Annotated in this window: 23 protein-coding genes; 16 read left to right on the top strand and 7 right to left on the bottom strand. The window is 66.4% G+C overall.

Going from position 1 to position 25,756, the window contains the following annotated elements; genetic code table 11:
- The first annotated feature begins 112 nt into the window (after positions 1-112).
- The 4 genes from ACHQ4I_RS16120 to ACHQ4I_RS16135 all read left to right on the top strand — a co-directional run bounded on the left by ACHQ4I_RS16120 (position 113) and on the right by ACHQ4I_RS16135 (position 4,696).
- Complete coding sequence (locus ACHQ4I_RS16120; protein WP_420772512.1) at positions 113-1,339, top strand: M23 family metallopeptidase; 1,227 nt, start codon at positions 113-115, stop codon at positions 1,337-1,339.
- 318 nt (positions 1,340-1,657) lie between these two features.
- Complete coding sequence (locus ACHQ4I_RS16125; protein ID WP_420772513.1) at positions 1,658-1,906, top strand: hypothetical protein; 249 nt, start codon at positions 1,658-1,660, stop codon at positions 1,904-1,906.
- 412 nt (positions 1,907-2,318) lie between these two features.
- Positions 2,319-3,233: a M23 family metallopeptidase gene (locus ACHQ4I_RS16130; RefSeq protein WP_420772724.1), complete on the top strand. Its 915-nt coding sequence runs from the start codon at positions 2,319-2,321 to the stop codon at positions 3,231-3,233.
- Positions 3,234-3,316: 83 nt separating this feature from the next.
- The gene (locus ACHQ4I_RS16135) at positions 3,317-4,696 is read left to right on the top strand and encodes a DUF1731 domain-containing protein (protein WP_420772514.1); all 1,380 of its coding nucleotides are present in this window, start codon (positions 3,317-3,319) and stop codon (positions 4,694-4,696) included.
- 271 nt (positions 4,697-4,967) lie between these two features.
- On the opposite strand, the gene ACHQ4I_RS16140 is transcribed toward ACHQ4I_RS16135, so the two are convergent.
- Entirely contained in the window at positions 4,968-5,567 is a 600-nt protein-coding gene (locus ACHQ4I_RS16140) for a TetR/AcrR family transcriptional regulator (RefSeq protein ID WP_420772515.1), read from the bottom strand.
- 380 nt (positions 5,568-5,947) lie between these two features.
- Between ACHQ4I_RS16140 and ACHQ4I_RS16145 the strand changes: the two genes are divergently transcribed.
- The 8 genes from ACHQ4I_RS16145 (at position 5,948) to ACHQ4I_RS16180 (ending at position 14,622) form a co-directional block, all read left to right on the top strand.
- Complete coding sequence (locus ACHQ4I_RS16145; RefSeq protein WP_420772516.1) at positions 5,948-7,189, top strand: cytochrome P450; 1,242 nt, start codon at positions 5,948-5,950, stop codon at positions 7,187-7,189.
- 37 nt (positions 7,190-7,226) lie between these two features.
- On the top strand, positions 7,227-8,306 hold the full coding sequence (locus ACHQ4I_RS16150) for an alpha/beta fold hydrolase (RefSeq protein ID WP_420772517.1): 1,080 nt from the start codon (positions 7,227-7,229) through the stop codon (positions 8,304-8,306).
- Positions 8,303-9,961, top strand: coding sequence for a fatty acyl-AMP ligase (locus tag ACHQ4I_RS16155; protein ID WP_420772518.1), 1,659 nt, complete (start codon positions 8,303-8,305; stop codon positions 9,959-9,961). Before ACHQ4I_RS16150 ends, ACHQ4I_RS16155 begins: the two co-directional genes overlap by 4 nt.
- Entirely contained in the window at positions 9,958-10,713 is a 756-nt protein-coding gene (locus tag ACHQ4I_RS16160) for an ABC transporter ATP-binding protein (protein ID WP_420772519.1), read from the top strand. The genes ACHQ4I_RS16155 and ACHQ4I_RS16160 overlap by 4 nt, the downstream gene beginning before the upstream one ends.
- Positions 10,710-11,459, top strand: coding sequence for an ABC transporter permease (locus ACHQ4I_RS16165; protein ID WP_420772520.1), 750 nt, complete (start codon positions 10,710-10,712; stop codon positions 11,457-11,459). Before ACHQ4I_RS16160 ends, ACHQ4I_RS16165 begins: the two co-directional genes overlap by 4 nt.
- Positions 11,460-11,609: 150 nt before the next feature.
- A complete protein-coding gene (locus ACHQ4I_RS16170) occupies positions 11,610-12,824 on the top strand; it encodes an alpha/beta fold hydrolase (protein ID WP_420772521.1) in 1,215 nt (404 codons plus the stop codon).
- Positions 12,821-13,675, top strand: a complete 855-nt coding sequence (locus ACHQ4I_RS16175) for an SDR family NAD(P)-dependent oxidoreductase (protein WP_420772522.1) — start codon at positions 12,821-12,823, stop codon at positions 13,673-13,675. The genes ACHQ4I_RS16170 and ACHQ4I_RS16175 overlap by 4 nt, the downstream gene beginning before the upstream one ends.
- Complete coding sequence (locus tag ACHQ4I_RS16180) at positions 13,672-14,622, top strand: SMP-30/gluconolactonase/LRE family protein (protein WP_420772523.1); 951 nt, start codon at positions 13,672-13,674, stop codon at positions 14,620-14,622. Before ACHQ4I_RS16175 ends, ACHQ4I_RS16180 begins: the two co-directional genes overlap by 4 nt.
- A gap of 50 nt (positions 14,623-14,672) precedes the next feature.
- Here ACHQ4I_RS16180 and ACHQ4I_RS16185 read toward each other — a convergent pair whose 3' ends face one another.
- The gene (locus ACHQ4I_RS16185) at positions 14,673-17,294 is read right to left on the bottom strand and encodes a UvrD-helicase domain-containing protein (protein ID WP_420772524.1); all 2,622 of its coding nucleotides are present in this window, start codon (positions 17,292-17,294) and stop codon (positions 14,673-14,675) included.
- Positions 17,295-17,681: 387 nt separating this feature from the next.
- On the opposite strand from ACHQ4I_RS16185, the gene ACHQ4I_RS16190 reads away from it, so the two are divergent.
- Positions 17,682-17,969, top strand: coding sequence for a chorismate mutase (locus ACHQ4I_RS16190; RefSeq protein ID WP_420772525.1), 288 nt, complete (start codon positions 17,682-17,684; stop codon positions 17,967-17,969).
- A 112-nt stretch (positions 17,970-18,081) separates the two neighbouring features.
- On the opposite strand, the gene ACHQ4I_RS16195 is transcribed toward ACHQ4I_RS16190, so the two are convergent.
- Positions 18,082-19,536, bottom strand: a complete 1,455-nt coding sequence (locus tag ACHQ4I_RS16195) for an NAD-dependent succinate-semialdehyde dehydrogenase (RefSeq protein ID WP_420772526.1) — start codon at positions 19,534-19,536, stop codon at positions 18,082-18,084.
- A 114-nt stretch (positions 19,537-19,650) separates the two neighbouring features.
- Between ACHQ4I_RS16195 and pgi the strand changes: the two genes are divergently transcribed.
- On the top strand, positions 19,651-21,288 hold the full coding sequence (gene pgi, locus ACHQ4I_RS16200; protein WP_420772527.1) for a glucose-6-phosphate isomerase: 1,638 nt from the start codon (positions 19,651-19,653) through the stop codon (positions 21,286-21,288).
- Positions 21,289-21,302: 14 nt separating this feature from the next.
- Here the strand turns inward: pgi and ACHQ4I_RS16205 are convergent, their stop codons facing one another.
- From ACHQ4I_RS16205 to ACHQ4I_RS16215, 3 genes are all read right to left on the bottom strand, one after another.
- Positions 21,303-21,725 carry an SRPBCC family protein gene (locus tag ACHQ4I_RS16205; RefSeq protein WP_420772528.1) on the bottom strand — a complete coding sequence of 141 codons (423 nt, stop codon included), beginning with the start codon at positions 21,723-21,725 and terminating at the stop codon, positions 21,303-21,305.
- Positions 21,726-21,818: 93 nt separating this feature from the next.
- The gene (locus tag ACHQ4I_RS16210) at positions 21,819-22,499 is read right to left on the bottom strand and encodes a nucleoside/nucleotide kinase family protein (RefSeq protein ID WP_420772529.1); all 681 of its coding nucleotides are present in this window, start codon (positions 22,497-22,499) and stop codon (positions 21,819-21,821) included.
- A gap of 65 nt (positions 22,500-22,564) precedes the next feature.
- Positions 22,565-23,566, bottom strand: coding sequence for a LysR family transcriptional regulator (locus tag ACHQ4I_RS16215; protein WP_420772530.1), 1,002 nt, complete (start codon positions 23,564-23,566; stop codon positions 22,565-22,567).
- A gap of 71 nt (positions 23,567-23,637) precedes the next feature.
- On the opposite strand from ACHQ4I_RS16215, the gene ACHQ4I_RS16220 reads away from it, so the two are divergent.
- Positions 23,638-24,042 (top strand): nuclear transport factor 2 family protein, encoded by a 405-nt coding sequence (locus tag ACHQ4I_RS16220; RefSeq protein ID WP_420772531.1) that lies wholly within the window; start codon positions 23,638-23,640, stop codon positions 24,040-24,042.
- Here the strand turns inward: ACHQ4I_RS16220 and ACHQ4I_RS16225 are convergent.
- Positions 24,039-24,716 (bottom strand): class I SAM-dependent methyltransferase, encoded by a 678-nt coding sequence (locus tag ACHQ4I_RS16225; RefSeq protein ID WP_420772532.1) that lies wholly within the window; start codon positions 24,714-24,716, stop codon positions 24,039-24,041. The genes ACHQ4I_RS16220 and ACHQ4I_RS16225 overlap by 4 nt on opposite strands.
- 74 nt (positions 24,717-24,790) lie before the next feature.
- On the opposite strand from ACHQ4I_RS16225, the gene ACHQ4I_RS16230 reads away from it, so the two are divergent.
- On the top strand, positions 24,791-25,660 hold the full coding sequence (locus tag ACHQ4I_RS16230; RefSeq protein WP_420772533.1) for a helix-turn-helix transcriptional regulator: 870 nt from the start codon (positions 24,791-24,793) through the stop codon (positions 25,658-25,660).
- The last annotated feature ends 96 nt before the right edge of the window (positions 25,661-25,756 follow it).

A 25,756-nucleotide genomic window follows, 5' to 3' on the forward strand; every position in this document is an offset into this window, starting at 1 on the left:
GGACGGCAAGCTTGACGCAGCAGAGCACTCCGCAGACGGAGAGCCGTTCCATAGCGCCTCTGGGTAGGCGATTCGACACCGTGATCTCTCGCTCGATGATGTGGCACCACCGATGAACCATCGCTCTACCCTCGCTTCCGATAATCGCGCTCACTCCGGACATCGTTATCGTTCCGATGACGATGAGAGCTTCAGTAGGCATTCCAGTGCGGCGGTAGATCCGTTCGGCTCGCGGGGATCCGCGGCCGAGGGGCATCGGTACGCCGCACCTGCCGCGGCCGGGTATGAACACGACGATTCCTGGGGTGCGAACGATTCTTGGGCGCAGTCCGATTCGCAGCCGCAGTCCGATTCGTGGGCGCAGTCGCAATCCTGGGCGCAGGGTGATTCCTGGTCCGATGGTGGCGCTTGGGCGTCCGAAGATTCCTGGACATCCGAGAGTGACGATTCCTGGACCCCCGACTCCGAGGCGTCCTGGACGCCGGAGGCGGGCGGGTCCTGGGACGCCGACGGATCCTGGGACGGCGACGACTCCGCTTGGGATTCCGAGGATTCGGAATATCCGGCCGTTCCCACCGTCTTCCCGGCCCGCCGTGACCGCGGCAGTGGCGGCGCGCACCGGATGCCCGCACCGCCCGCTTCGCTCAAGGGCCGCGCCGCGGTCGTGGCCGTCGCCGCGGGTGCGGTGGTCGCCGCCGGACAGGCCGCCTTCGCCTCACCCGAACAGCCGTCGCACGCCGTCGATTACGAGGCCGGGGGCCAGATCCACGAGATCGCCGCGCAGTCGGTCAGCGTCGCCGACCCCAACGCCGCGCCGGATTCGCCGCAGGTGCTCAATGTCTCGGCCCCGACCAACCTCGGCCAGTTCGGCGACATGCTGCAAAAGGGCCAGAAGTTCGCCGATGATATGGCGGCGCAGGAGGCCTCGAAGCTCCGCCCGCTGTTCACCAAGTTCGCCGCGGGCAATTTCACCTCCGGCTTCGGCGCCCGCTGGGGTGTGCAGCACCTCGGCGTCGATATCGCGGGCCCGATCGGCACCCCCATCTACGCCGTAGCCGATGCCACGGTGATCGAAGCAGGCCCGGCCTCCGGCTTCGGCATGTGGGTTCGACTGCTGCACGACGACGGCACCGTCACCATCTACGGACACATCGACACCGCCACCGTGTCGCAGGGACAGCGCGTCCTGGCGGGCGACCAGATCGCCACCATCGGCAACCGCGGCTTCTCCACCGGCCCACACTGCCATTTCGAGGTGTGGTTGAACGGCGTCGACAAGGTGGACCCGTTGCCCTGGCTGGCGACTCGGGGCATCAGCTTGGGTCCGCAGCGCGACTAGAAATTCAGCGCGACATGAGTTTTCGTACGGGCGGCACACCGCGGTGTGCCGCCCGTTTTGCGCCCTACACCCCAGGCGGAGCCAAAGCCGTTTCGGGGCAACAGGATTCATCGGACACCCGAACACAGGGCTGCAACCGATTCGTTACCGTCGATGGACCGATGGCCCCATCAGTGACTGTGACCGGAGGATGAAAACCTGAATGCGCGTTGTGAACATCCCGAGCGCATGGCTCAACATCCGAAGACCAGCAACTTTCGAACTTTCTTCGTGTTCACGATATTTCGGCCGTCGCGGCGGTGTGGAGCGGTAGCAGCGATGAGGCAGGGCCATCCGGGCGGTTCCGAGGGACGCGGCACACCCGTTCAGCATTATCAAGATAATTTTCAGCAAATCTCCAACGGCAATGCCGAATTCTGGCGAGTGGGAGAGCCTTGGCCGCAGGCGGTTTCGCCGTTCGACAACAGTGTCGAGAACTACGACAGGCATATCGCTTACGACGGCGGACCGGACTATTTCCAGGGCCTCGGCGCGAGCCAGGGCTACGACAGCTGGCATGGCCGTTGACGGCCGCGATGATGCCGCGGACCGGGATTACAACCACTACGCGGTCCAGAACCATTACGCCGCGTGGCGCAGTAGCGATTCCGGAAGCACCGGCAATGCATGGAGCACCGACTCTGTCAGCGCCAACGCCGCCTGGGGCACCGACACTGTCAGCGTCGACCACGCCTGGGGTACCGACTCCGCAGACGCCCACGACGCCTGGGACTCCGGAGTCACACACGAGGCCTGGGGCACCCACTCCGGAAACACGCGCGACGCCTGGGACACCGACTCGGAAAACACCCACTACGCATGGGACACCGGCTCCGAAAACACCCACTACGCGTGGGGCACCGACCCACGCAGCATCAGCGACGCTTGGCACACCAACTCTCCCAGCCCTCGCAACACACGGCGCACCGAGGCCCGAAGCATCAGTGACGCACGGGCCGATGAGCCCTGGAGCAGCGGCGACCCGTGGCGGTACGGCGGTGCCGGAGATAGCTACGACGCATGGGACACGGGCTCTGGGAACATTCGCGGCTCTTGGGGTTCCGGTAATGCCTGGGAAGGCGACGCGGTGGAGCGCGCGGAGCCTTGGGCCGGCTCGGATCGACCGGTGCGGGGGAAGCGGCGGGGTGGTGCGCATCGGGTGCCCGCACCGCCGAGCGGGCTGAGGGGGCGGGCGGCGGTTATCGCGGTTGCGGTGGGGGCGATTGTCGCCGTGGGGCAGAATCTGGTGACCGCTGAGAGGGCGCCGGACACAGCCGAATTCCAGGCCGTCGGGCAGCAGCGGGCAGCGGAGCCGGTGAGCGCCGATCTTCCCGCGGCTCCGGAACTTCTCGATATCGCGACGCCGACGAACCTCGGGCAGTACGGCGATATGTTGCAGAATGGCAGTAAGTTCGCCGAGGATCTGGCGGCGGAAGCGGAAGCGAAACTGCGGCCGCTCTTCACCAAATTCACCTCGGGCACTTTCACGTCCGGATTCGGCCAGCGCTGGGGTGTGCTGCACGGCGGTGTCGACGTCGCCGCACCCATCGGCACGCCGATCTACGCGGTCGAGGACGGCACCGTCATCGATGCGGGTCCCGCCGAAGGATTCGGGATGTGGGTCCGGGTGCGCGGCGACGACGGCACCATCACCGTGTACGGCCATATCAACACCGCCCTGGTCTCGGTCGGCCAGCACGTCCTCGCGGGTGACGAGATCGCGACGGTCGGCAATCGCGGCGAATCCACCGGCCCGCATTGCCATTTCGAGGTCTGGCTCAACGGCACCGACCGCACCGACCCCCTCCCCTGGCTGGCCACCCGAGGCATCAGCCTGGGCACCGAACGCGACTGATCCCACCGGCAGCCCCGAGGCCCGCAGCGGGGGTGATCAATGGCACGCTTCCCGACGTGGCGCGGGCGGGATAGCTTTTGGGTATGGGGAGTACGACGAAGTACACGCAATTCATTGCACTGCCAGCGGAAGATGTATGGCGGGTGCTGGGGGATCCGATGCGGTGGCCGGAGTGGAATTCGGCGGTGGCATCGGTGCGGTTGCATGGGCCGGTGGCCGTGGGGACCTCCGGTGACTATGTGCCTCGGGGGCGAATTTTCGGGGGTATGCATCGTCGGACCGCGCCGCCGTTCGTCATCACCGCGGTGGAGCCGCAGCGTGCGCTGACCATCGAGCAGCCCGAGCCTGCCGGACGCATGCGGATGTCGTGGACGCTGACGCCGCAAGATGGCGGGACCGAGGTGACGCAGCGGCTGACGTTCACCGGTGCGTCGGCGGCGGTCGCCGGCGCGGTGGTCGGGTCGCTGCTGCAGCAGGACGGTCGGGTCGGCTTCGCGCGGCTGGCCCAACTGGCCGGGATCACTCCGGCGCAAACCGCGTTGAATGTCGTAATCGCCGGTGGCACTGGCGCATTGGGCAAGCAGATTGCTGCCGACCTGACCTGCCGCGGGCAGCGGGTGACCATCCTGACCCGGCGACGCGATCCGCAACTGCCGTTCACTCAGATCGAATGGGATGGCAAGACTGTCGGTGAATGGGTTGGCGCGCTGAAGAATTCGGGTCGGACCGCCCTCATCAACCTGGCGGGCAAGCTGGTCGATGTCCGCCCGACGCAGCGCAATATCGATGAATTGCGAAGCAGCCGAGTGGATTCGACGCACGCGCTCGTCGCCGCAGCCGCCACTCTGGAAGCACCGATCGACTACTGGATCCAGGCCAGCACCACGGCGATCTGGTCGGATGCGGGCGAAATCCGTTGCACCGAAACGACTCCGCTGCCCATCGGTCTGCCCCAGATGACCGGCGTGGCCGAGCCGTGGGAGCGCGCGTTCGACGCCGCCAACGCCACCCACTCGACCATCCTGCGCACCTCGATCGTCCTCGACCCCCGAGCCCCCGCACTGAAACGCCTTGCCCAACTGACCAAAGCGGGCCTGGGCGGGCGCGTCGGCAGCGGCGAACAATGGTTCAGCTGGATCCACATCGAAGACTGGCTCGCCATCGTCCGCGCCGCCCTCGGCCTCGACCCGAACCTCACCCTCCCCAACGGAATCCTGGTGGCCGCCACCGACTCCCCGGTCCGCAACCGCGACCTGATGGCCGCCCTGCGCAAACATCTGCACCGCCCACCGGCCCCACCAACCCCCGCCGCCCTCCTCGCAATCGGCGCAGTCCTACTCCGCTCCGACCCAGCCCTCGGCCTAACCGGCCGCCACGCCACCAGTACAGTCCTGCGCGAAGCAGGTTTCACCTTCCGCTACCCCACCCTCGACGACGCCCTCACCAACCTCCTGCCCCACTGAATCGCAGACCGATCAGAAAGCCGCGATTGTTCTGGGTGCGCGTTCTGCTCGGCTCCGCGCGCAGGACCGCTAGCTGGCCGTGCCGGACTACTGCGAGTCGCGCCAGCAGGTCGAGTACGGGTTCGAAGACCTGCGGTGGGAATGGCGGCGTCGGGATGTCGGCACTGACTGCGTCTACATCGGCGTCGAACGCCTGTGCGCGGGCGAAGAACTCGGTGCAGCGCGGAGTGGGGCGGTCCCGCGAGTGGCAGAAAGGTAGTCCCGGCAGCGATCAGTCGCGAGGTGAGAGTCCGGCGAGCGCTACGTCTATGAGGCCGTTGGTGAAGGCGGCGTCGATGGGGCGGCGGGTGAGCATGACGCGGGCGTGGACGGGGCCGAGCACGGTTTCTATCGCGATCAGCGGGTCGACGTCGCCACGCACCTCACCTCGTTTCTGCGCCCGCTCGACCATCACCGAGCCATTCTCCTGTCTGGTCCGCCAGAAGCGCTCCCGCGCTCGATCGAGTTCGGGATCCTCGACCGCGACCAGGGACATCGACATGAAGGCACGGGCGAGCGGAGTCTGCAGGTAGGCGCCGAGATCGCCGAGGAAGATCGTCAGGTCGCTGCGCAGCGATCCGCTGTCCGGAATCGGCAGCTCGACGGCGAGGTGACCGAGTAGCGCCTCGACCGCGAGATCCTCTCGGGTACGCCACTTTCGGTAGACCGACGACTCGTGTACTCCCGCGCGACGGGCGACTTCCGGGATGGTGAATCGCGCGGGCCCGAGCTCAGCCAAAACGCCCACCGCCGCGCCGAGGATGGCTTGGCGCACCGCCGCACCGCGCCGATGCCGACCTCGAGGGCTGCCGTAGCCCACGTCCACCGTCATGACAGAGAACAATACAGTATTTCTCGCGTTGCCTCGAGGCTATGTAATGCAAGACCCCTCGCAATAGAAACTAAACGGTCGTTAGTCCAACACTGGACCGTCAGCGCCTTTGCCGTTATCAAGAGGACCGCCCCCTTGCGGTCGATCTGTGACCGTAATACCTAGTCCTACAAGACTATTCAGATATTGTCACAATCTGGACAGCATCGCACACTTGATGCTTCACAACCCCGATGACGAGCAAGAGTGTGACGACGATCGCATGGCTATTGCGTTAGGCGCCAGATCGCTCCTATCGTCATATCGCAAGTTACCGCGCAGTAGCGGTCTTGGAAACGAGATTTGGCAGCTCGATACGAGTTTTGGCAGGGGATCTCGCTATGACGTCTCTCGACGGATCGACTCGCACGAACACATCGCCCACAGCGGTCGGCGACCGCGCATGGCGCCTGCTGCGACTGGCCAGCAGCGGCCGCGACGCGGTGTCCTTCACCGCGGGTGGCGAGCGAAATGTGTTGCTCAACCACCCCGACTACGCCAAGCATGTGCTCGGCACCAATCGGGACAACTACACCAAAGACACTGGTCCGAACCGGTTTTTCAAGACCAGGGTGGCCGATGGGATCTTGACCGCCGACGGCGAGCGATGGCGCCACCAGCGCACGGTGGTGAATCCGGCATTCAAGGAAACCCCTCGGGTGCTCGACGCGGCGCACGAATGTCTGGCGGCGGCGATCGAGCGAATGGATCACGCGGCCGAGACCGGAGCGCCGGTGAACCTGACCGCCGAGATGGGCCAGGTGACACTCGGCATCACCACCCGAGCGCTCTTCGGCCTGGACCACGCGCAATTCATGGCGCATTGCACGGATATCGGCGCGCTGCTCGACGCATCGGCCTCCCTGTTGCCCACCGAATGTCCAGCGGTACAGCATGATCCGCGCGAAGCATTGTTCGACGCGGTTCGGCGCGCCGTCGCGCGGATCGATGACGACAGCCGAGGCCCCGCCCTCGAGGCAGTGCTGGCGGATCCCGGTCATCCCGGTGACGCGGTGGCACACCAGATCGTCACACTGCTGCTCGCTGGTTACGAAACCACCGCGAACTCACTCACTTGGGCATGGATTCTGTTGGGCCGCAACGTATCCACGTATCGCGAGTGGCAGCGCGAACTGGACGCAGGTGACGAGAAGAAGTTCACCAAGGCGATCTTCGACGAGACGCTGCGGCTGTATCCGTCCGCCTGGGTGATCGGCCGCCGTGCCATCGCCGCCGACCGCGTCGGCGAGCTGACCATCCCGGCGGGCGCCAGCATCACGATCAGTCCGTTTCTGCTGCACCGGCATCCGGGTTTTTGGGCGGATGCCGATCGTTTCGACCCCGGCCGGTTCCGGCCTGGCGGGCATCGGCCAGGGCACCGCTACGCCTACATCCCGTTCGGTGGCGGGCCCAGATTCTGCATCGGTTCGGGTTACGCCCTGGCCGAAGCCCACCTGATTCTGTCCACCCTTGGACGCCGATACACCTTCGCTGCCACTGACGACGGCGAGCCGAAGCCCACGCACAAGTTCGTGCTTCGGGCCCCCGACCCCTATTCGGTCCTCGTCCAACGACGCCGATGACCCTTACGGGCACCACCCACATCTCGAGGAGGAATCCATGCCCGAGCAGATCATCGTGAACGACGTCAGTATCGACCTCTACCCCGGCACCAAGGAGCTGCCGCCCATCTTCCTGGTACCCGGCATGCTCGGCGGCGGTTGGATCTGGGAACCGGTCGCGGTCGAACTGTCGCGCGCGGGCTACCGCGTTGCGCTGCCCTCCGCACCGCTCGGCGTACACCCGCGGGTCGCCGATCCGGATGAACTCACGACCGCGTTCGGCGACGTCATGGCGGATATCTTCACCGAATCGACGGTGGTCGCGGGTAACTCCCTCGGCAGTCTCGTCGCACTGAAGCTCGCCTACCAACGGCCCGAAGCCGTACGCGCCCTTGTGCTTTCGGGTTCGCCCGGCCTCGGGGAGAACACCCGCCCGCGAGTGGTGTCCTCGATGCGCTCGTTGACCAAGAGTCTGGCCCATCAGCAAGCGGCACAGCTGTTCTACGACAAGTCACTGGTCACCGAGGAACTCATCGATCGCTTCTTCGAGGTGGTCAAGGAGAACCGGCACAAGCTGGGAGTGGTGCGTGCGCTGCGCAACACCCGCGACTACGACGCACGCGATATGTTCAGCCTGATCACCTGCCCGACCCTGCTCGCCTGGGGCGCCGAGGACGAGATCAGTCCACCGCAGGCATGGGCCGAGGCCGCCGCCTCGTTCCCGAAGGCCCGGTTCGTCGCGATCCCACGCTCCGGACATTCGCCGATGATCGAACAACCGGCACTGCTGACCACCGAATTGCTCTCCTTCCTCGACTCGGCGCTGGACCGACCGGCCGGCGGCGCGGCCGAGATCGATGTGGAAGTGGCGGTGCGCACGTTGATCGCCGACTACACCCACCAGCCGTTCGAGGAGGTCGCGGGCGATAAGGCGCTCGATGACCTGGGCCTGGACTCATTGGGCACGGTCGAGCTGATCCTGGCCTGCGAGGACGAACTCGGCATCACCGCACTCGGCGATGAGGACCTCGAGATCAACACGGTCGATGACGCGGTCGCCTTCGTCCGCGCGCGGCTCGACGGCGTCCCGTGGACCGGTCCGGCGGCTCACGACGACCGATTGGTGGACCACCGATGAGTGAGTTCACCGAGGCGATGTATCACGCGGCCGACGCCAGCCGCGGCCTGATCACGGTGGGCGACAATCGCTCCCGCAGCGCAACCTGGCAAGAAATCCACCGCCAGGCGCGGTGTATGGCCGGCGCGCTGGCAAGCGCGGGTGTCGGCCCGGGGACGACAGTCGGGGTGCTCGCGGCCGATCCCGCCGACGTTGCCCCACTCGCACAAGCGATCTGGATGCGCGGGGCGGCGCTGACGATGCTGCACCAACCGACCGCGCGCACCGACCTGAACAAATGGTTCGCCGATATCGCGACCGCCCTCACCATGATCGATGCCGAAACAGTGGTCGTCGGAGCGCCGTTCGACCGCGCGGCCGCGCGGCTGCGCGACGGTGAACTGCCGGTGATCGCCATCGAGACACTCCGCGACGGCTCACCCGTCGCGCCGTTCGATGTCGGCGAGCAGGACATCGCACTGCTTCAGCTGACCTCCGGATCCACCGGCACCCCCAAGGCCGTCGAGATCACCCATGCCAATCTGGCCGCGAACACCACCGCGCTTGTCACCGCCGCCGAGTGCGTTCCCGAGCGCGATGTGGTGGTCAGTTGGCTGCCGCTGTCACACGACATGGGCATGATCGGATTCCTCACGATTCCGATGCAGATCGGCGCGCAACTGATCGCCACCACGCCGGACCGGTTCATGCGCCGCCCCGCGCTGTGGCCGGAGATGATCAGCACCTACGGCGGGACCGTGACGGCCGGGCCCAACTTTTCCTACGCGTTATTGGCCCGCTGTCTGGAATCCGCTCCGGAGGGCGCCTTCGATCTGTCCTCACTACGGGTCGCGCTCAATGGCGCCGAACCCATCGACTCCCGTGACATACAGCGAATGACGATCGCGGGCAGCCGTTTCGGGCTCGCTCCGGAAGCGGTGGTCCCCGCCTACGGCATGGCCGAGACCACCCTGTGCACCTCCTTCGACTCGCCCCGGCAGGCTCCCGGTGTGGATGTGGTGGCGCGCGAGGACCTGGAGACGCACGGCCGCGCGGTGCCCGGCACCGACGGTTCGACCCGGTCGATCGTCTCGTGCGGGCGACCGGTGCGGAGTATGCGAGTCCGGATCACCGATGCCGACGGGATGGCGCTGCCCGCCCGGCACATCGGGCGGATCCAGGTCCGCGGTCCGATGGTGACCCGCGGCTATGTCACCGTCGACGGCCGGGTGCCCGCACAGGATGCCGACGGCTGGCTCGACACCGGTGACCTCGGCTATCGCGATGAAGCGGACGAACTGTACGTCTGTGGACGCGTCAAGGATGTGATCATCATCGGCGGTAAGAACCTCTATCCCACCGATATCGAACGCGTCGTCTGCACGGTCGACGGTGTTCGGGCGGGCAATGCCGTCGCCGTCCGCATCGATGCGGGCGAGGTCCGCGAAAGCTTCACGGTCATCGCCGAATCCATGCACGCCGACGACCCGCAGCGGGCCGGGCAACTACAGGCTCAGATCGCCAGGACCGTGCGCAGAGAGGTCGGCTACAGCCCACGCCAGGTCTTCGTCGTCGCTCCGCGCACCCTGCCGAAGACGCCCTCGGGCAAACCGCGCCGTCGCGCGGCCGCTGAACTGGTCACCACGCTCGCGCCGGAAGGGAACGCAAAACCATGACGACCACGCATGCTTCGCGTTCTCCGGCGATCGACATTACTGCGCTGCGCGTCAATCGAGGCGGACACACCGTGCTCGACTCGATCACGCTCGCCGTGACACCGGGCATCGTGACGGGCCTACTCGGTCCGTCGGGGTGCGGTAAGACCACCCTGCTGCGCACCATCGTCGGCACCCAGCCGATCGCCGCCGGATCAGTACGGGTATTCGGCCTGCGGGCCGGTTCCCGCGCGCTGCGCAAACGCGTCGGCTATGTCACGCAGAGCCCCAGTATCTATCCCGACATCACGACCATCGAGAACGTCCGCTACTTCGCCGCGCTCTACGGCGTCGAACGCGCGGCCGCGGACGAGGCGATCGCCGCGGTCGGTCTCACGGGGCAGGCCCGCCAGTTGGCGGGCACGCTCTCCGGTGGCCAACGCGGCCGGGTATCACTGGCCTGCGCGTTGGTGGCCTCCCCGGATCTGCTCATCCTGGACGAACCAACGGTCGGCCTCGATCCGGTGCTGCGGATCGAGATGTGGTCGCATTTCAGCGAACTCGCCGAGCGCGGCACCACCATCCTGGTTTCGAGCCACGTCATGGACGAGGCCGCCCGTTGTGATGACCTGATACTGCTGCGTGAGGGCGCGGTGCTCGCGCACTCGACCCCCGATCAACTGCGCGCCGACACGCACACCACCGATCTGGAGGAGGCCTTCCTCTCTCTGATCCAACGCACCACCCAGCCACACCTGTTGGCGGAGCTATGAGAATCTACTCGGCCACCGTGGTCCGCATCCTCGGCCAGCTGCGTCGCGATCGACGCTCGGTATTCATGATCGTCGCGGTACCCGCGGTGCTCACCATACTGCTGTATTACGTATTGTCGTTGCAGCCAAGGGGTTTGGACGGGCGAAGGCCATTCGATCGACTCGCCGTCATCCAGCTCGGAGTGCTGCCGTGCGCGGTCATGTTCGCCATTACCGCGATCTGTATGCGCCGCGAACGCGCCAATGGCACCCTCGAACGGATCTTCACCACCCCGTTGACCAAACTGCAATTGCTCGCCGGCTACAGCACCGCGTTCTCGCTGGCCGCGATGGCCCAGGCCACGGTGGTGACGGTGGTCGCGTTCGAGCTGCTGCACCTGCACACCCAGGGCAGTCCGCTGCTGGTGTTCGCGATCGCGATCCTGGACGCGATACTGGGCGTCACGCTGGGGCTGTTTTTCAGCGCGTTCGCCCGCAGTGAGTTCCAAGCCGTGCAGTTCACGCCGATCGTGCTGATTCCCCAGCTGTTCGTATGCGGCCTGCTCGTGCCACGAAACCGCATGCCCGGTTGGCTGCACACGATCAGCAACGGGCTGCCGTTGCCGTATGCGGTGGATGCGTTGCAGGAGGTCAGCGTGCACCCCGGCACCACTTGGACGATGTGGCATTCGGTCATCGTCGTCGCCCTCTTCGCCATCGGGGCGGTATTCGCGGGTGCGTCCACGCTGCGCCGAACCGCCGACTAGTCCGCACGATCGCAAGGTTGATCGCACGAAATGGAGGACAAAAAGCAGATGACCACCTAACTCAGGGACGTTGTAACGCAGTAACCCTTGCGTTACAGCGACTCGCGCTTCTACCGTTGACGCAGATACCCCTGCGCCGATGGAGCCGACATGAGCATGGCCGCACCTTCGATATCCCCCGAGCCGACCGAACCGGTGGGAGCGGACTATTCGCCTCCGGTCGGATACCACCGATTCCATCCCGACACGAGCATCAACTTCCAATGCAATCGATGGTTCAACTGGATCGGCCCGGACAGCTACGACGAAATCATGGCCACCGCTCACGCGGCCCACTCCTATCCGCAGTGGATCGACGCCTTTCTGGCCTTGGCCGCGCGAGCCCGTGGCCAGAACAGGCCGCTGGCCGCCGCCTACTACGACCGAGCCGCGGAGTTCTTCATGTCGCCGCAGGATCACCGCAAGACACCGGCCCGCATGCGTTTCCTCACCGCCATGCGCGAGAGCTATGCCATTGTGCCCGAACGGATTCCGTACAACGGGGGTGGCATGTCCTGCTACGACCTGCGGCCGGATCGGCCCGCGCTGGGCGACATCATCGTCTTCGGTGGCTACGACAGCTATATCGAGGAGTTCCTGCCGATCCTCACCGGCATCGTGCGACATGGATATCGGGTCATCGCATTCGAAGGGCCCGGACAGGGCAGCACGCTGGAAGACGGTGGCCTGCCGTCTATTTCGGAATGGGAGCAGCCCGTCAGCGCGGTACTCGACCACTACGGACTCGATGACGTCACCGCCATCGGCATCTCACTCGGCGGCGGCCTTGTCATTCGCGCCGCGGCCTTCGAGCCCAGAATTCACCGCGTCATCGCCTACGACATCCTGGACGACGAACTCGAGGTCGTCGGACGCCAAATCGGCCACGGCACAACACCTTTGCTCCGTCTGCTGCTGACGTTGCGGGCCCGGCGGGTAGTCAACGCGCTCGCCAGGGTGCGGGCCCGGCGGCCGATCGCGCAGTGGGGGCTCGCCCAGGGATTGCACGTGACCGGAGCGAGTGACCCCTACGACTTCCTCGCCGCGGCACGCAGCACCACAACGCGCCGCATCTCCGCCGCAGTCACCGCCGACGTATTGCTGCTGGCGGGCGCCGACGATCACTATGTGCCCGTGCGCCAACTGCACCGGCAAGCCCGCGCACTGACCAGCGCGCGCTCGGTGACCACCCGGCTGTTCACCGCGGCCGAATCGGCGAGCAGTCACTGTCAGATCGGCAACCTCGCACTCGTCACCCGCACGGTCCTCGCCTGGCTCGCCACTGTCGATCCGCAGCACGCCGACAACTCGGAGGCAGTCCGATGAGCGCTGCATCCAACGATCGAATCACATTGCAGGGCAAGAATATTCTGCTCACCGGCGCCGCGGGTGGGCTGGGCAGGCAGATCGCCGTTACGCTCGCGCGCCAAGGCGCGAGCCTGGTGCTGTCGGGACGTGATCGCGCCGCATTGACGACGCTGCGCGACGAACTCGGCCGATCCGGATCTCGCGCGGAAATCGTGGTCGCCGACCTGAGCCGAGCCGAGGAGGCCGAGGGGCTGGTCCCCAGGGCCGAAGAAGCGCTCGGGCCACTGGACGTGGTGGTCAGCAATGCGGGCATCGAGATCTACGCCGGCTACGCCACACACGTCCGCGCCGAACTCGAGGCGACCATCGGCGTCAACCTGCTCGCGCCGATGCTCGTGGTGCGCAGCGCGCTGCCCGGCATGCTCGAACGGGGCAGCGGGCGTATCGTTCTCGTCTCCTCGCTGTCCGGTAAGGGACCGAACCCCTACGGGGCGGCCTACGCCGCGAGCAAGGCCGGACTGGTCGGGCTCGCGCGCTCACTGCGGGCCGAATTCCACAGTCGCCCGGTCTCTTTCAGCGTGGTGTGTCCCAGCTTCATTACCGAGGCGAGCGACGGAATGTATGTCCGGATGCAGCGTGCGGGCCTGCGCGCGCCACGTACCTTCGGCACCGCGACGGCGACGGCGTGCGCCGATGCCGTACTCGACGCCGTGCTGACCGGCCGACCCGAGATCCTGGTCAATTCGAGGCCGATGCGGCCACTGCTGGCACTCGGGGAACTGTTCCCCGCGCTATCGTCGCGGCTGCTCGTATGGTTGGGGATAACGAGCTTCTTCCGCAGTGTCGCCGAACAGCGGGGCCGAGGATGACATTGTCGAAAGCGAAGGCGCTCGGAATGGAATTCGCCGCACCGCGGACTATTCCGATCAATGGCAGCGGGCCGGAGGATATCGTCGTCGACTCCGCGGGCCGCATCTACACCGGCCTGGCCGACGGACGCATCCTGCGCATCACCGATGACGGCCGCACGATCGAAACCATCGCCCGCACACCGGATCGCACCCTGGGTCTGGAGCTACACGGTGACGACGAACTCATCGCCACCGCCTCCGCCCGCGGACTGCTGGCCATCACCATCTCGACCGGTGCGGTGCGTCCGCTCGCCGAATCAGCGTTCGGCAAGCCGATGCTCGCCGTCGACAACTGCGCGGTAGCCGCCGACGGCACAATCTATTTCAGCGATTCCTCACAGGTCTTCCCGGTTCCCGAATACCGTCGCGACCTCGTCGAACGCACGGCCAGCGGCCGACTGCTGCGCCGCGATCCCGATGGCACGCTCACCGAGGTGCTCGGCGGACTCGAATTCGCGGGCGGGGTCACCCTCGCCCGCGACGAAAGCTACGTCGTGGTCGGCGAAAGCGGAACCTGCCGACTGCATCGAATATGGCTCACCGGTGCCGCCGCAGGCACCGCGGAAGTATTCGCGGACAACCTGTGGGGATATCCGGACAATCTCTCCACCGATAGCGACGGCCTGATCTGGCTGGCCATTCCGAGTCGAAAAGTCGCCGCACTCGGGATCATCCAGCGATTTCCCGCACCACTGCGAACCCTGACCCTTTCCCTCCCACCACAACTACAACCAGGCCCGTCAGCGACAATGGGTGTCATCGCACTGAACGATACCGGCGACATCGTCCGCTCCTACCGCGGCCGAATCCCCGGCTTCCACATGCTCACCGGCGTCCGCCACCACCAGGGCCGCCTCTACTTCGGCAGCCTCACCGAACCCGCCATCGCCATAGCCGACCTGTAAGACCCGAATCGGTACGGCGCAAACTCGAATTGGCCAGGAGTGTGCGCAGGTCAGAGCTTGACCAGGGTGCGGCTGTACTGGGGGATGAGGCGGATTTTGCCTGCGGTGCCGAAGTCGATGGTGACGGTGGCCAACGGACCGAAGCCTTCGGCGGCTACTACGCGGCCGAGGCCGTATTTGTCATCGCTGACTCGATCGCCAACGGCCAGTACGAGATTGGCATTATTGCGGTTTGCGCCACCGGGGGCAGGGCGGCGAGGGCCACCGCTGACGCCTGGGCGCTGCTGGGCCCAGCCGTCGCGGGTCCAGTCGTGCTCCAGGCCGTCGTCGTCGCCGCGGCGGCGGATGCCGCGCGTCAATGGCGACCCCTTGGGCTCCAACCGCTTCCAGTCGATGAGGTGGGACGGAATCTCTTGCAGGAAGCGTGATTCCGGATTCGAGACCGGCTGACCCCAGCCGGAGCGGACCACCGCGCGGCTGACATAGAGTCGCTGTCTGGCCCGGGTGATGCCGACGTAGGCGAGGCGGCGTTCCTCGGCCAGTTCGGTCGGGTCACCGAGTGCGCGCATATGCGGGAACTGGCCGTCCTCCCAGCCGGTGACGAAGACAACCGGGAATTCCAGGCCCTTGGCGGTGTGCAGCGTCATCATCGTGACCACGCCGGTGCCCTCGTCGGGCAGCTGGTCGCTATCGGCAACCAGCGAGACCCGTTCCAGGAAGGCGGCCAGCGAACCGGGGTCGGGTTCACCCTCGGCCACCTCGGGCACCAGCCCCTCCTGCCGGGCCGCCTCCGCGTTGTTATATGCCTCGGAGCTGAATTCCCGTGCGACGCTGACCAATTCGTTCAGATTGTCGAGCCGCGCGCCGTCCTGCGGATCGTCGGAGCCCTCCAGCTCGGCCCGGTAGCCGGTGCGGTCGAGCACCGCATCGACCATATTGCCGAGGTCCGGAAAGTCCTGATCGGCCTGCGCACCGGCGGCCCTGACCTCCTCGAGCAGGTCGAGGAATCCGGCGATCGCGCGCTGCGAACGGGTATTCAGCAGCGCCACTTTGCCGTCGGCGGCATCGCGCAGTGCCTCGGCGAAACCGATCCCGCGCTGTTCGGCATGCACCGCGACACAGGCCTCGGCTCGGTCGCCGATGCCCCGGCGGGGGGTGTTGAGGATGCGGCGCAGGCTCACCGTGTCATCGGGATTGTCGAGCACGCGCAGGTACGCGACGATATCGCGCACCTCTTTGCGCTCGTAGAAGCGCACGCCGCCGACCACCTTGTACGGCAGCCCCATTCGAATGAAGATTTCCTCCAGCGCGCGGGAGTTGTTGTTGGTGCGGTAGAACACCGCGACATCGCTGTAGTTGGCATCGCCCGCGTCCACCAGGCGGTCGATCTCTCGGGCCACGAACGAGGCCTCGTCGTGCTCGTTGTCGGCGACATAGCCGGTGATCAGATCGCCCTCGCCGGAATCGGTCCACAGCCGCTTGTCACGACGATTCTCATTGCGCGAGATCACCGCGTTGGCGGCGGAGAGGATGTGCTGGGTGGAGCGGTAATTCTGCTCCAGCAGAATGGTTTCGGCATCCGGGAAGTCGCGTTCGAACTCCTCGATATTGCGGATGGTCGCGCCGCGGAAGGCGTAGATGGACTGGTCCGCATCACCCACCACACACAGTTCGCTCGGCGGCACCGCGTCTTCGGACTTGTCCTGCGTGTGATGGCCGACCAGCTCGCGGACCAGGATGTACTGGGCGTGGTTGGTGTCCTGGTACTCATCGACCAGCACATGCCGGAACCGGCGCCGGTAGTACTCGGCGACCTGCGGGTGCTGCTGTAGCAGCGCCACCGTTTCGCCGATCAGATCGTCGAAGTCGAGCGCGTTCGCCGAACGCAACCGGCGTTGGTATTCGGTGTACACGCGGGCGACGAGTCCGGGCAGTTCGGTGTCGTCGGTTTCGGCGTCGGCGGTGGCCTGTTCGGGGCCGATCAGCTCGTTCTTCAGATTCGAGATGGCGGTGGCCAGCAATCGCGCCGAATATTTCTTGACGTCGATATCGAAGTCGCGGCTGATCATGGTGAGCAACCGCCGGGAATCGTCGGCGTCGTAGATGGAGAAATTCGAATTCAGGCCGGGCAGCAGCGCCGCCTGCATGCGCAGGATGCGGACGCAGCTGGAGTGGAAGGTCGAGACCCACATGTTGTTCGCGCGCGGGCCGACCAGGCCGATGACCCGCTCGCGCATTTCGGCGGCGGCCTTATTGGTGAAGGTGATGGCCAGCACCTGCCCCGGCGTCACCCCGCGTGCGGCGAGCAAATAGGCGATGCGGCGGGTCAGCACCGCGGTCTTGCCCGAACCCGCGCCCGCGACGATCAGCAGCGGCGCTCCGGTGTGCACGACCGCCGCGCACTGCTGCGGGTTGAGGCCATCGAGCAGTCGCTCGGCCTCCTCCGCGCGGCGCTGCTCGCGTTCGGCGCGGCGCTGCTCTTGTTCGACACGGTGCTTGTCCTCGACGACTCGCCGTGGCGTGTCGTCGGTCTGTTCCGACAACGCCGTCACGGTCGGCACGGCAGGGTCGCCCATCTCCTCGGTGCGAGCAGCGTCGACCTGCGGGTTCTGGGCTGAGTCCTGGTGCCGAGTCCGCCCGGCCTGCGTCTTGGGAGCCACCGTGATGTCCATCGTCCATCCACGCTACCGGCGGGCACCGACAGAGATGAAGTCCCGGTCGCCCTCGATGTCCAACCGGTGGCCCTCCGGCGAACAGTCGATGAACTGGCCCGGGTCAGCACGAGGACCGCTAACGCGCCCGCCCTCTCAGCAGATTCACAAAAGGAAGTGTTTTGCATTGCTTCGGACCCGTGGCACACTGGCCCACATGACATGCGCTACCGCGATGTATCCGATTCGGCTAACGGCCGGATATCGTGATCGCGGACTTTGTCCCTGAGCGCGCCGCCTGGGGGAAGATTGCAAGGCCCGCTAGGTTTGTTTTGCACGGTGAAAGAACCGATCGGTAACGAGCTCGGCTCACCAGTCGATCCATGTTCTGACACGAGGAGATGAATGATGAGCACCCCTGCCACGACGACCGGGTCCGACTCGACCTTGCCCGAGGCCGAGATCGACAAGCTCCGCAAGGAGATCGACCAGCTCGACGCGGAAATCCTCGCCGCTATCAAGCGTCGCACCGAGATCTCCCGGATCATCGGTCGCACCCGCATGGCCTCCGGCGGCCCCCGCCTCGTACACAGTCGTGAGATGAAGGTGCTCGAGCGCTTCAGCGAACTCGGCCAGGAGGGCCACACCCTCGCCATGCTGCTGCTGCGCCTCGGTCGCGGCCGACTCGGCCACTAGTCTCGGGCCGCTGCCCCGCGGCCGCACAAGACCACGCGGCGGACACCAGACCGTCGCCTCCCCCATGACCGCCCCGGGTGTTTCGCCCCGGGGCGGTCGTTTCATGTCCGGGTCAGGTGAGGGCGATGTACTTGGTGGACAAGTACTCCTCGATGCCCTCGATGCCGCCCTCGCGGCCGAAGCCCGACGCCTTGACGCCACCGAAAGGGGCTGCCGGATCGGAGATTACGCCGCGATTGACGCCAACCATGCCGGATTCCAGGCCCTCGGCGATGCGCAGGGCGCGGTCCAGATCGCGGGTGTAGACGTAGCTGACGAGGCCGAATTCGGTGTTGTTCGCGGCGGCCAGGCCCTCGGCTTCGGTCTCGAAGCCGACGATCGGGGCGACTGGGCCGAAGACCTCCTCACGCAGGATCCGGGCGTTCGCGGGCACGTCGCTGAGGATGGTCGCGGGATAGAACCAGCCCGGACCGCCGGGCGCCTTGCCGCCGAGGCGGACCTGCGCGCCGACCGCGACCGCGTCGTCGACCAGTTCGCTGACGGTGTTGAGCTGCTCCTCGTTGATCAGCGGGCCGAGGGTGGTGTCCGGATCGGTGCCGGGTCCCATCGTCACGCTGCTCGACATCGCCTCGATGAGTTTGGTGGTGAACTCCGCCAGCACCCCGTTCTGCACGTGGAAGCGGTTGGCCGCGGTGCACGCCTCACCGCCATTGCGCAGTTTTGCCAGCATCGCGCCCTGTACGGCGGCGTCGATATCGGCATCGTCGAAGACCACGAACGGCGCGTTGCCGCCGAGTTCCATCGAGGTGCGCAACAGTCCGTTCGCCGACTTCTGCACCAGCTTCTTGCCGACCTCGGTGGATCCGGTGAAGGTGAGCTTGCGCAGGCGCGGATCGTCCAGCAGCGGCTGCGTCACCGCACCGGAATGGCTGGAGGTGATCACCGACAGCACCCCGTCCGGCAGACCCGCCTCGCTGCACAACTCGGCCAGCGCCAGCATGGTCAACGGCGTCGCCGAGGCGGGCTTGACGATCATCGTGCAGCCGGCGGCCAGCGCGGGTCCGATCTTGCGGGTTCCCATGGCCAGCGGGAAGTTCCACGGTGTGATGGCCAGACACGGCCCGACCGGCTGCTTGTGCACCATGATCCGGCCGGTGCCGGACGGCGCGTGCAGGTAACGCCCGTGCGCGCGCACCGCCTCCTCGCTGAACCAGCGGAAGAATTCGGCGCCGTAGCGCACCTCGTTGCGGCTCTCCGGCAGCGCCTTGCCCATCTCCAGGGTCATCAGCAGCGCGAATTCCTCGGCACGGGCGGTCAACTGCTCGAATACCCGGCGCAGGATCTCGCCGCGCTCGCGTGACGACGTCGCCGCCCACTCGGCCTGCACCGCGACGGCCGCGTCCAGTGCGCGGACCGCGTCTTCCGGCGTGGCGTCGGCGACCCGGGTCAGCACCTGACCGTCGGCCGGATTGTGCACCGCGAAGGTGCCGCCCCCGGTGGCGTCGACGGGACCGCCGATCCACAGCTGCGTCGGTACGGATTGGAGTACTTCACGTTCGGACACCATGGACCCCAGCCTATGCCGCGACCTCGGTGGTCACCCGCGACTCAGGACAACACCGGCGAAAGTTTGGCGGTCCCTGCCTGCACTCCCGATCGAGTGCTTGTAACCTCGGCGAACGTGAGCAGCGACATCACCGCATCGGCGGCCTGGCGGAAACTGCACGAGCACCACAGCGCCGTCGCCGGACGACACCTGCGCGAGTTCTTCGCCGAGGATCCCGACCGCGGCCGCGAGCTGATCGTGGAGGTCGCCGACCTGCACATCGACTACAGCAAGCACCGCGTCACGCGGGAAACCCTGCATCTGTTGGTGGAATTGGCGGATGAGGCCGGTGTGGCCGAGCGGCGCGACGCGATGTTCCGCGGCGACCACATCAATACCTCGGAGGACCGCGCGGTCGAACATATCGCGCTGCGGCTGCCCGAGGGCGAGTCGGTCACCGTGGACGGCGCCGACGCGGGCCCCGAGGTGCGCGATGTGCTGCGGCGGATGGGGGAATTCACCGACGCGTTGCGCTCGGGCGCATGGCGCGGCGCCACCGGCGAACGCATCAAGACCGTGGTGAATATCGGCATCGGGGGCTCTGACCTGGGTCCGGACATGGTGCACCGCGCACTGCGGCACTACGCGGATGCCGGGATCGCCGCCCGATTCGTCTCGAATGTCGACCCGGCCGATCTGCTCGCGAAGCTCGACGGACTCGACTCGGCGACGACGCTGTTCATCGTTGCCTCCAAGACGTTCTCGACGCTGGAGACGCTGACCAATGCCACCGCCGCCCGGCGCTGGCTCGTCGCCGCGCTCGGCGAGGACGCCGTCGCCAAGCATTTCGTCGCGGTCTCGACGAACGCCGAACGCGTCGCCGAATTCGGCATCGACACCGCGAACATGTTCGGCTTCTGGGACTGGGTCGGTGGCCGCTACTCGGTGGATTCGGCCATTGGCCTATCGGTGATGGCGACCATCGGCAAGGAGCGTTTCGCCGAGTTCCTGGCGGGCATGCATGCCGTCGACCGGCATTTCGCGACCGCGCCGCTGGCCGAGAACGGGCCGGTGCTGCTCGGTCTGCTCGGCGTCTGGTACTCGAACTTCTTCGGCGCGGAATCGCGTGCGGTGCTGCCCTACTCGAACGATCTGGCGCGCTTTCCGGCCTATCTGCAGCAGCTGACCATGGAGTCCAACGGCAAATCGGTGCGCGCCGACGGCAAGCCGGTGACCACCTCGACCGGCGAAATCTTCTGGGGCGAACCGGGAACCAACGGCCAGCACGCGTTCTACCAGCTGCTGCACCAGGGCACCCGGCTGATCCCCGCCGATTTCATCGGATTCGCCCGTCCCATCGATGATCTGCCGACCCGCGACGGCACCGGCAGCATGCACGACATCCTGATGAGCAATCTGTTCGCGCAGACCAAGGTGCTGGCGTTCGGCAAGACCGCCGAGGAGATCGCGGCCGAGGGCACCGACCCGAAGGTGGTGCCGCACAAGGTGATGCCGGGGAATCGGCCGAGCACGACCATTCTCGCGCCGGAGCTGACCCCGTCGGTCGTCGGCCAGTTGATCGCGCTCTACGAACACCAGGTGTTCGTAGAGGGCACCATCTGGGGCATCGATAGCTTCGACCAGTGGGGCGTCGAGCTGGGTAAGCAGCAGGCGCTCGCCCTGGCCCCCTTGCTGGCGTCTCCGGACGAGCCGCAGACCCAAGGCGACTCGTCCACCGACGCCCTGATCGGCTGGTACCGCGAAAACCGCTGAGCGGACCGGCCGCCTCAGCCCAGCGCCTGCGCCGTCTTGATCAGGGCGGCAACGACATCCGGGAAGTCGGCGGTGATATCCGGGCCGATCTCGGGGCCGATGGTATCGGCGGCGTCGCCGACGATCTCGGTCCGGTAGACGACGCGAGTCCACCCCTCGCCCACGGGCTCCAGGCGGTGTTCGGTGATGACGGTGAAGTCGCCGCCGTCCATTTCATCGGTGAACAGCTCGCCGGGTTCGATCTCCACCAGACGCATTCGCACCGTATCGCCGCCGGGCAGCGTCATCGTGAACTCGGTGCCGACCTCGAACGGTCCGTCTATCTCGATCTCGTCCAGGCCGTCGTTCCATTCCGGCCAGGCCTCCATGTCCGACCAGCACCGCCACAGCGCCTCCGGTGCGACCGCGGTCTCGGCGCTGTATTCGTACTCCCACATCCGCTTGCTCCCAGATACTTCGACACGAATTCGTCGAGCGAGATCATGTCACCCCCAGCGGGATTCGGCGACGCCGAGTCGCGACCGCGCGTATCAGCCCTCGGCGGCGTAGTAGCGGCCGCCGCGCTGGCGCAGCACCAGGTCGGCGCGGTCGCGGGTGCCAGCGATCAGTTCGGCATTGCGTAGATCGCTGTCGTGCACCTTGATTTTCGCGGCGTCCGGGGTGCGGCCACCGCGGATGTGGCGGCGCAGCAGGCGCTGTTCGATCACATCGCGTTCCACGTCCAGGTACCAGACCTCGTCGAGCAGGTCGCGCACGCCCGACCAGGCGCCATGGTCGAGCAGCAGGTAATTGCCCTCGGTGATGGCGATCTCGTGCCGATCGAAAATGACACCGGCCGGAGTCGGTTCCTCGATGACTCGGTCGAAGGTCGGCCACGGCACCGGCTCGCCGATCGGGGTATCGCGCAGGCGGCGCAGGGCCTCCAGGAAGGCGGCGACGTCGAAGGTGTGCGGTTCACCCTTGCGCTCCAGGTCGTCCGACGCGCGCAGGACGGCGTTGGGTAGGTGGAAGCCGTCCATCGGCGCGATCTCGGCGCTCGCCCGACCGGCGCGATTGTTCAGTTCGTCGCGAATGGCCTTGGACAGCGTGGATTTACCCGCGCCCGGCGGCCCCGTGATGCCGAGCACGTACCGCCGGGTGCATCCCGCCGCCCGGATCCGCAGGTGCTCGACGAGCGAGCGCAACGGCATTTCGACGGAAGTCCGTGTCATCGAAATTACCCTACTCAGGCTGGGTCCGTCCGCCGTGAATTTGCGCGTGTGGCTATGTAAGTCGGCTATCGAAGTCGCTGCCGAACCTCGGCTGCGAGGTCGGCGGCGGCGTCGCGTAGGGCCTCGATGAAGATCTGTCTCGGCTCGGTGTCCGGGCTGTCCTGGACCTCGCCATCGCGCGGGGATTGTCGGGTGCGCCGGTCATTCCGGTCGTCCGGCTCGCTCGGGTCGGGCCGGGCCTCCGGGCGCTCGCGGCGGTAGACGACGGATGTGGTTCGAACTGCGGCGGGATGGTCGATGCGGACCAGTGCGATGCCCGGCGGTAGCACCGGTACCGCGATTCCGGGGATCACGGTGATACCCATTCCAGCTGCGACAAGTCCGAGTTTGGCGAACCAATCGCGTGCGACGAATGCGATCTCCGGCTCCCAGGTGGCGTCGGTCCACGCGCCGAGCAGGGTGCTGCTCAGCTCGGTGCTGCCCGCGATCCAGCGCGCACCGCGCAACTGCGCCGGACTGACGCTCACTCGGTTCGCCAGCGCGTGGTCCGACGGGAGCGCGATGAGCAGTGGGTCCTCCAGTAGTGGCTCGATCTCGGTGTCCGCGGGCAGGTTCCGGGTCTCGGTCACTACCGCGAGGTCGAGCCGTGCCCGCGCGAGCGCGGACAGCAGTCGTGGACTGGTCCCTTCCCGCAGTGGTACGCGCGCGAGTCGGGGTGCGGTGGCGGCAATGGCCCTTGGCACCAGAGCCGCCATGGCGGTCGAGAAGGCGCCGACACGGAGTGTGGCGGGCGCGCGCGCGGCGAGGTCGTCGAGTTCCTGCCGTGCGGACCCGAGACCGCCCAGCACCGTCTCGGCATGGCGCAGGACGATCCGTCCGGCCTCCGTCGTCTGCACGCCACGCGCGTGCCGCTCGAACAATGCGCGGCCCGCGGCCTGTTCCATGAGTGCGATCTGCCGGGACACCGCCGACTGGGTATAGCCCAGGTTCTCCGCGGCGGTCGAGAACGACCCGCACCTCGCGGCCTCCCGGACCACTCGCAATCCGACGATGGTGAACTCACCCATGCGATTTACTCATATCAACCATGCAAGACTCTCGCTTGTCGCATGCCTGCACGCTACCTAGCGTCGCAGGCATGAGTGCAACCGAGAACAGGAAACTGGTCGAGCAGATCTTCGACCAGATGTCCCGAGGCAATACCCGGGCGATGGCCGAGGCCATGGCCGATGACTTCCGCTGGATCTTCCCGGGAAACTGGTCGTGGTCGCGCACTTGGGAACCGAAAACCGTTGTGCTGAACGAACTCCTGCGGCCCCTGATGGCCCAGTTCACCGAATACCGCAGCGCGGCCGACTTCATCATCGCCGAAGACGACCGCGTCGTGGCCCAGGTGCGCGGCCATGGCATGACCACCGATGGTGAGCCGTACGAGCAGACCTACTGCTTCATCTTCCGGGTCGCGGACGGTCGGCTCACCGAGGTGATCGAGCACTGCGATACCGCGCTCGTCGAGCGGGTGCTGCGGCACGTCGGCGGTTAGACCGGGCGGGTCCCGCGATAGAAGGTGACGCGGCCCAGGCGACGGTGGCGCTGCGAGGCGACCACGTCGCAGTCGAAGCCGACAGTGCGCAGAAGTCGGGGGATGCCGTCGCCGAGGTTGTCGGCGGCGTGGTGGTTGTGCATCATGAACCGTCCCATCAGGCCGTCGTCCGGGGTTATCTCGCCACCGACGTCGACAATGTGCAGGCTGCCGCCGGGGCGCAGCACGCGCAGGGCCTCGGCCAGTGCGGCGGTTTTGATGTCGGTGTCGAGATGGTGCAGCATCATCGCCGACAGCAACCTGTCGAATTCCCCGTCCGGATAGGGCAGGTCCTGAGCATAGGCACGTTCGAAACGGATTCCGTTCAGGCCGTGCGCCTTTCGCTCGGCACGTGCGAGTGCCAGCGGATCGGGATCGGAGCCGATAACCTCCGCGGCGGGCTGGGTGCGTTTGGCACGAATCGTGAGATTTCCGGTGCCGCAACCGATTTCCAGGACGCGATGACCAGGTGCGAGTTCGGCCTGCGCGACAAGTGTTTCGTGGAGTTTGTACATGCCGAGCAGTCGGGTGAGCAGATCGTAGCCGGGCAGCAGCGCGTCACGGCCGGCCGCGGGCAGGTAGTCGTGCCGATTACCCATCGCGTGGACAACGGAATGTGGATGATCTTTGGTCATGAATCCCATGGTGCCCGCAGATACAGCAGCAGAATTAGGTGATTGTCGGCAGAATTAGGACTATTTTCGGTGTCATGACCGAGGCCACCCGCGTGATCAGGCACCGCCACGGCGTTCCGGTGTACGACTATCGGACCGACCAGGTCACACCGCCGGTATCACTGCTGCGATTCGACGCACAGCACACCCCCGGCGCGGGCAGTCCGCATATTCACGAATTTCCGGTGCTGCTGTATGTCCCGCCTGCCGGCGTGGTGTACGTGGTCGCAGCGGGCCAGGTGATCAAGTCCGCCACGATGGGTGAGTTCGACGGCGCCGTGGGAGTGTTCTTCGATCCCGCGGCGCTCGGCGATGCCGGACGGACGCCATGGCCAGCTTGGCGCGCGCATCCGCTGTTATTTCCCTTCTTGCACCAACATTCGGGCGGAGTGCTGCAGTTGGCCGTACCTGCTTCGCGAAGACCGTCGTGGGACAGCTCGATCGCGGCGATCGACACCGAACTGACGCAGCGGCAGAAGGGGTACCGCGAGGCGACGACGGCACACCTGACGCTGCTGCTCATAGATCTCGCGCGAATGGCGGCCGATGTGGTCGGTGATCTGCGGCGCAGCGGTGAACCGCTGCTCGCCGAGGTGTTCGACGTCATCGACCAGCGGCACACAGCACCTTTGTCCCTGCGTGATGTGGCGGACGCGGTGGGCATGACGCCGGGACATCTGACGACCGTGGTGCGCCGCCGCACCGGGCGCACCGTGCAGGCGTGGATCACCGAACGACGGATGACCGAGGCCCGCCGACTGCTGGCCGATACCGATCTGCAGGTCGGCGAGATCGCCCGCCGCGTCGGCGTTCCCGATGCCGGATACTTCACCCGCTTGTTCCGGCGCAACCATGGTCTGTCGCCCCGGCAATGGCGCGGCCAGCCCGACGCCCTCGCCCGCTGACGCCGAAAGCTGGCCGAAGCCTCGGGGCCGAGAAGCTCCGTCGGGCGTAGTCGAATGGTCGTCGCACGTGCCGCCATATGACTACGCTCGGCGGGG

It is taken from the genome of Nocardia nepalensis (assembly GCF_048910785.1).
In the GTDB taxonomy this organism is placed as follows: Bacteria; Actinomycetota; Actinomycetes; order Mycobacteriales; family Mycobacteriaceae; genus Nocardia; species Nocardia nepalensis.

Bases quoted from the DNA above. Each gene is read 5' to 3' on its own strand.
- ACHQ4I_RS16185 (WP_420772524.1), bottom strand. From the start codon at position 17,294: ATGGACATCACGGTGGCTCCCAAGACGCAGGCCGGGCGGACTCGGCAC.
- ACHQ4I_RS16210 (WP_420772529.1), bottom strand. From the start codon at position 22,499: ATGACACGGACTTCCGTCGAAATGCCGTTGCGCTCGCTCGTCGAGCAC.
- ACHQ4I_RS16225 (WP_420772532.1), bottom strand. From the start codon at position 24,716: ATGACCAAAGATCATCCACATTCCGTTGTCCACGCGATGGGTAATCGG.
- ACHQ4I_RS16135 (WP_420772514.1), top strand. From the start codon at position 3,317: ATGGGGAGTACGACGAAGTACACGCAATTCATTGCACTGCCAGCGGAA.
- ACHQ4I_RS16180 (WP_420772523.1), top strand. From the start codon at position 13,672: ATGACATTGTCGAAAGCGAAGGCGCTCGGAATGGAATTCGCCGCACCG.
- ACHQ4I_RS16190 (WP_420772525.1), top strand. From the start codon at position 17,682: ATGAGCACCCCTGCCACGACGACCGGGTCCGACTCGACCTTGCCCGAG.
- ACHQ4I_RS16150 (WP_420772517.1), top strand. From the start codon at position 7,227: ATGCCCGAGCAGATCATCGTGAACGACGTCAGTATCGACCTCTACCCC.
- ACHQ4I_RS16165 (WP_420772520.1), top strand. From the start codon at position 10,710: ATGAGAATCTACTCGGCCACCGTGGTCCGCATCCTCGGCCAGCTGCGT.
- ACHQ4I_RS16230 (WP_420772533.1), top strand. From the start codon at position 24,791: ATGACCGAGGCCACCCGCGTGATCAGGCACCGCCACGGCGTTCCGGTG.
- ACHQ4I_RS16125 (WP_420772513.1), top strand. From the start codon at position 1,658: ATGAGGCAGGGCCATCCGGGCGGTTCCGAGGGACGCGGCACACCCGTT.
- ACHQ4I_RS16170 (WP_420772521.1), top strand. From the start codon at position 11,610: ATGAGCATGGCCGCACCTTCGATATCCCCCGAGCCGACCGAACCGGTG.
- ACHQ4I_RS16120 (WP_420772512.1), top strand. From the start codon at position 113: ATGAACCATCGCTCTACCCTCGCTTCCGATAATCGCGCTCACTCCGGA.
- ACHQ4I_RS16175 (WP_420772522.1), top strand. From the start codon at position 12,821: ATGAGCGCTGCATCCAACGATCGAATCACATTGCAGGGCAAGAATATT.
- ACHQ4I_RS16220 (WP_420772531.1), top strand. From the start codon at position 23,638: ATGAGTGCAACCGAGAACAGGAAACTGGTCGAGCAGATCTTCGACCAG.
- ACHQ4I_RS16145 (WP_420772516.1), top strand. From the start codon at position 5,948: ATGACGTCTCTCGACGGATCGACTCGCACGAACACATCGCCCACAGCG.
- ACHQ4I_RS16140 (WP_420772515.1), bottom strand. From the start codon at position 5,567: ATGACGGTGGACGTGGGCTACGGCAGCCCTCGAGGTCGGCATCGGCGC.
- ACHQ4I_RS16160 (WP_420772519.1), top strand. From the start codon at position 9,958: ATGACGACCACGCATGCTTCGCGTTCTCCGGCGATCGACATTACTGCG.
- ACHQ4I_RS16215 (WP_420772530.1), bottom strand. From the start codon at position 23,566: ATGGGTGAGTTCACCATCGTCGGATTGCGAGTGGTCCGGGAGGCCGCG.
- ACHQ4I_RS16155 (WP_420772518.1), top strand. From the start codon at position 8,303: ATGAGTGAGTTCACCGAGGCGATGTATCACGCGGCCGACGCCAGCCGC.
- ACHQ4I_RS16195 (WP_420772526.1), bottom strand. From the start codon at position 19,536: ATGGTGTCCGAACGTGAAGTACTCCAATCCGTACCGACGCAGCTGTGG.
- ACHQ4I_RS16205 (WP_420772528.1), bottom strand. From the start codon at position 21,725: ATGTGGGAGTACGAATACAGCGCCGAGACCGCGGTCGCACCGGAGGCG.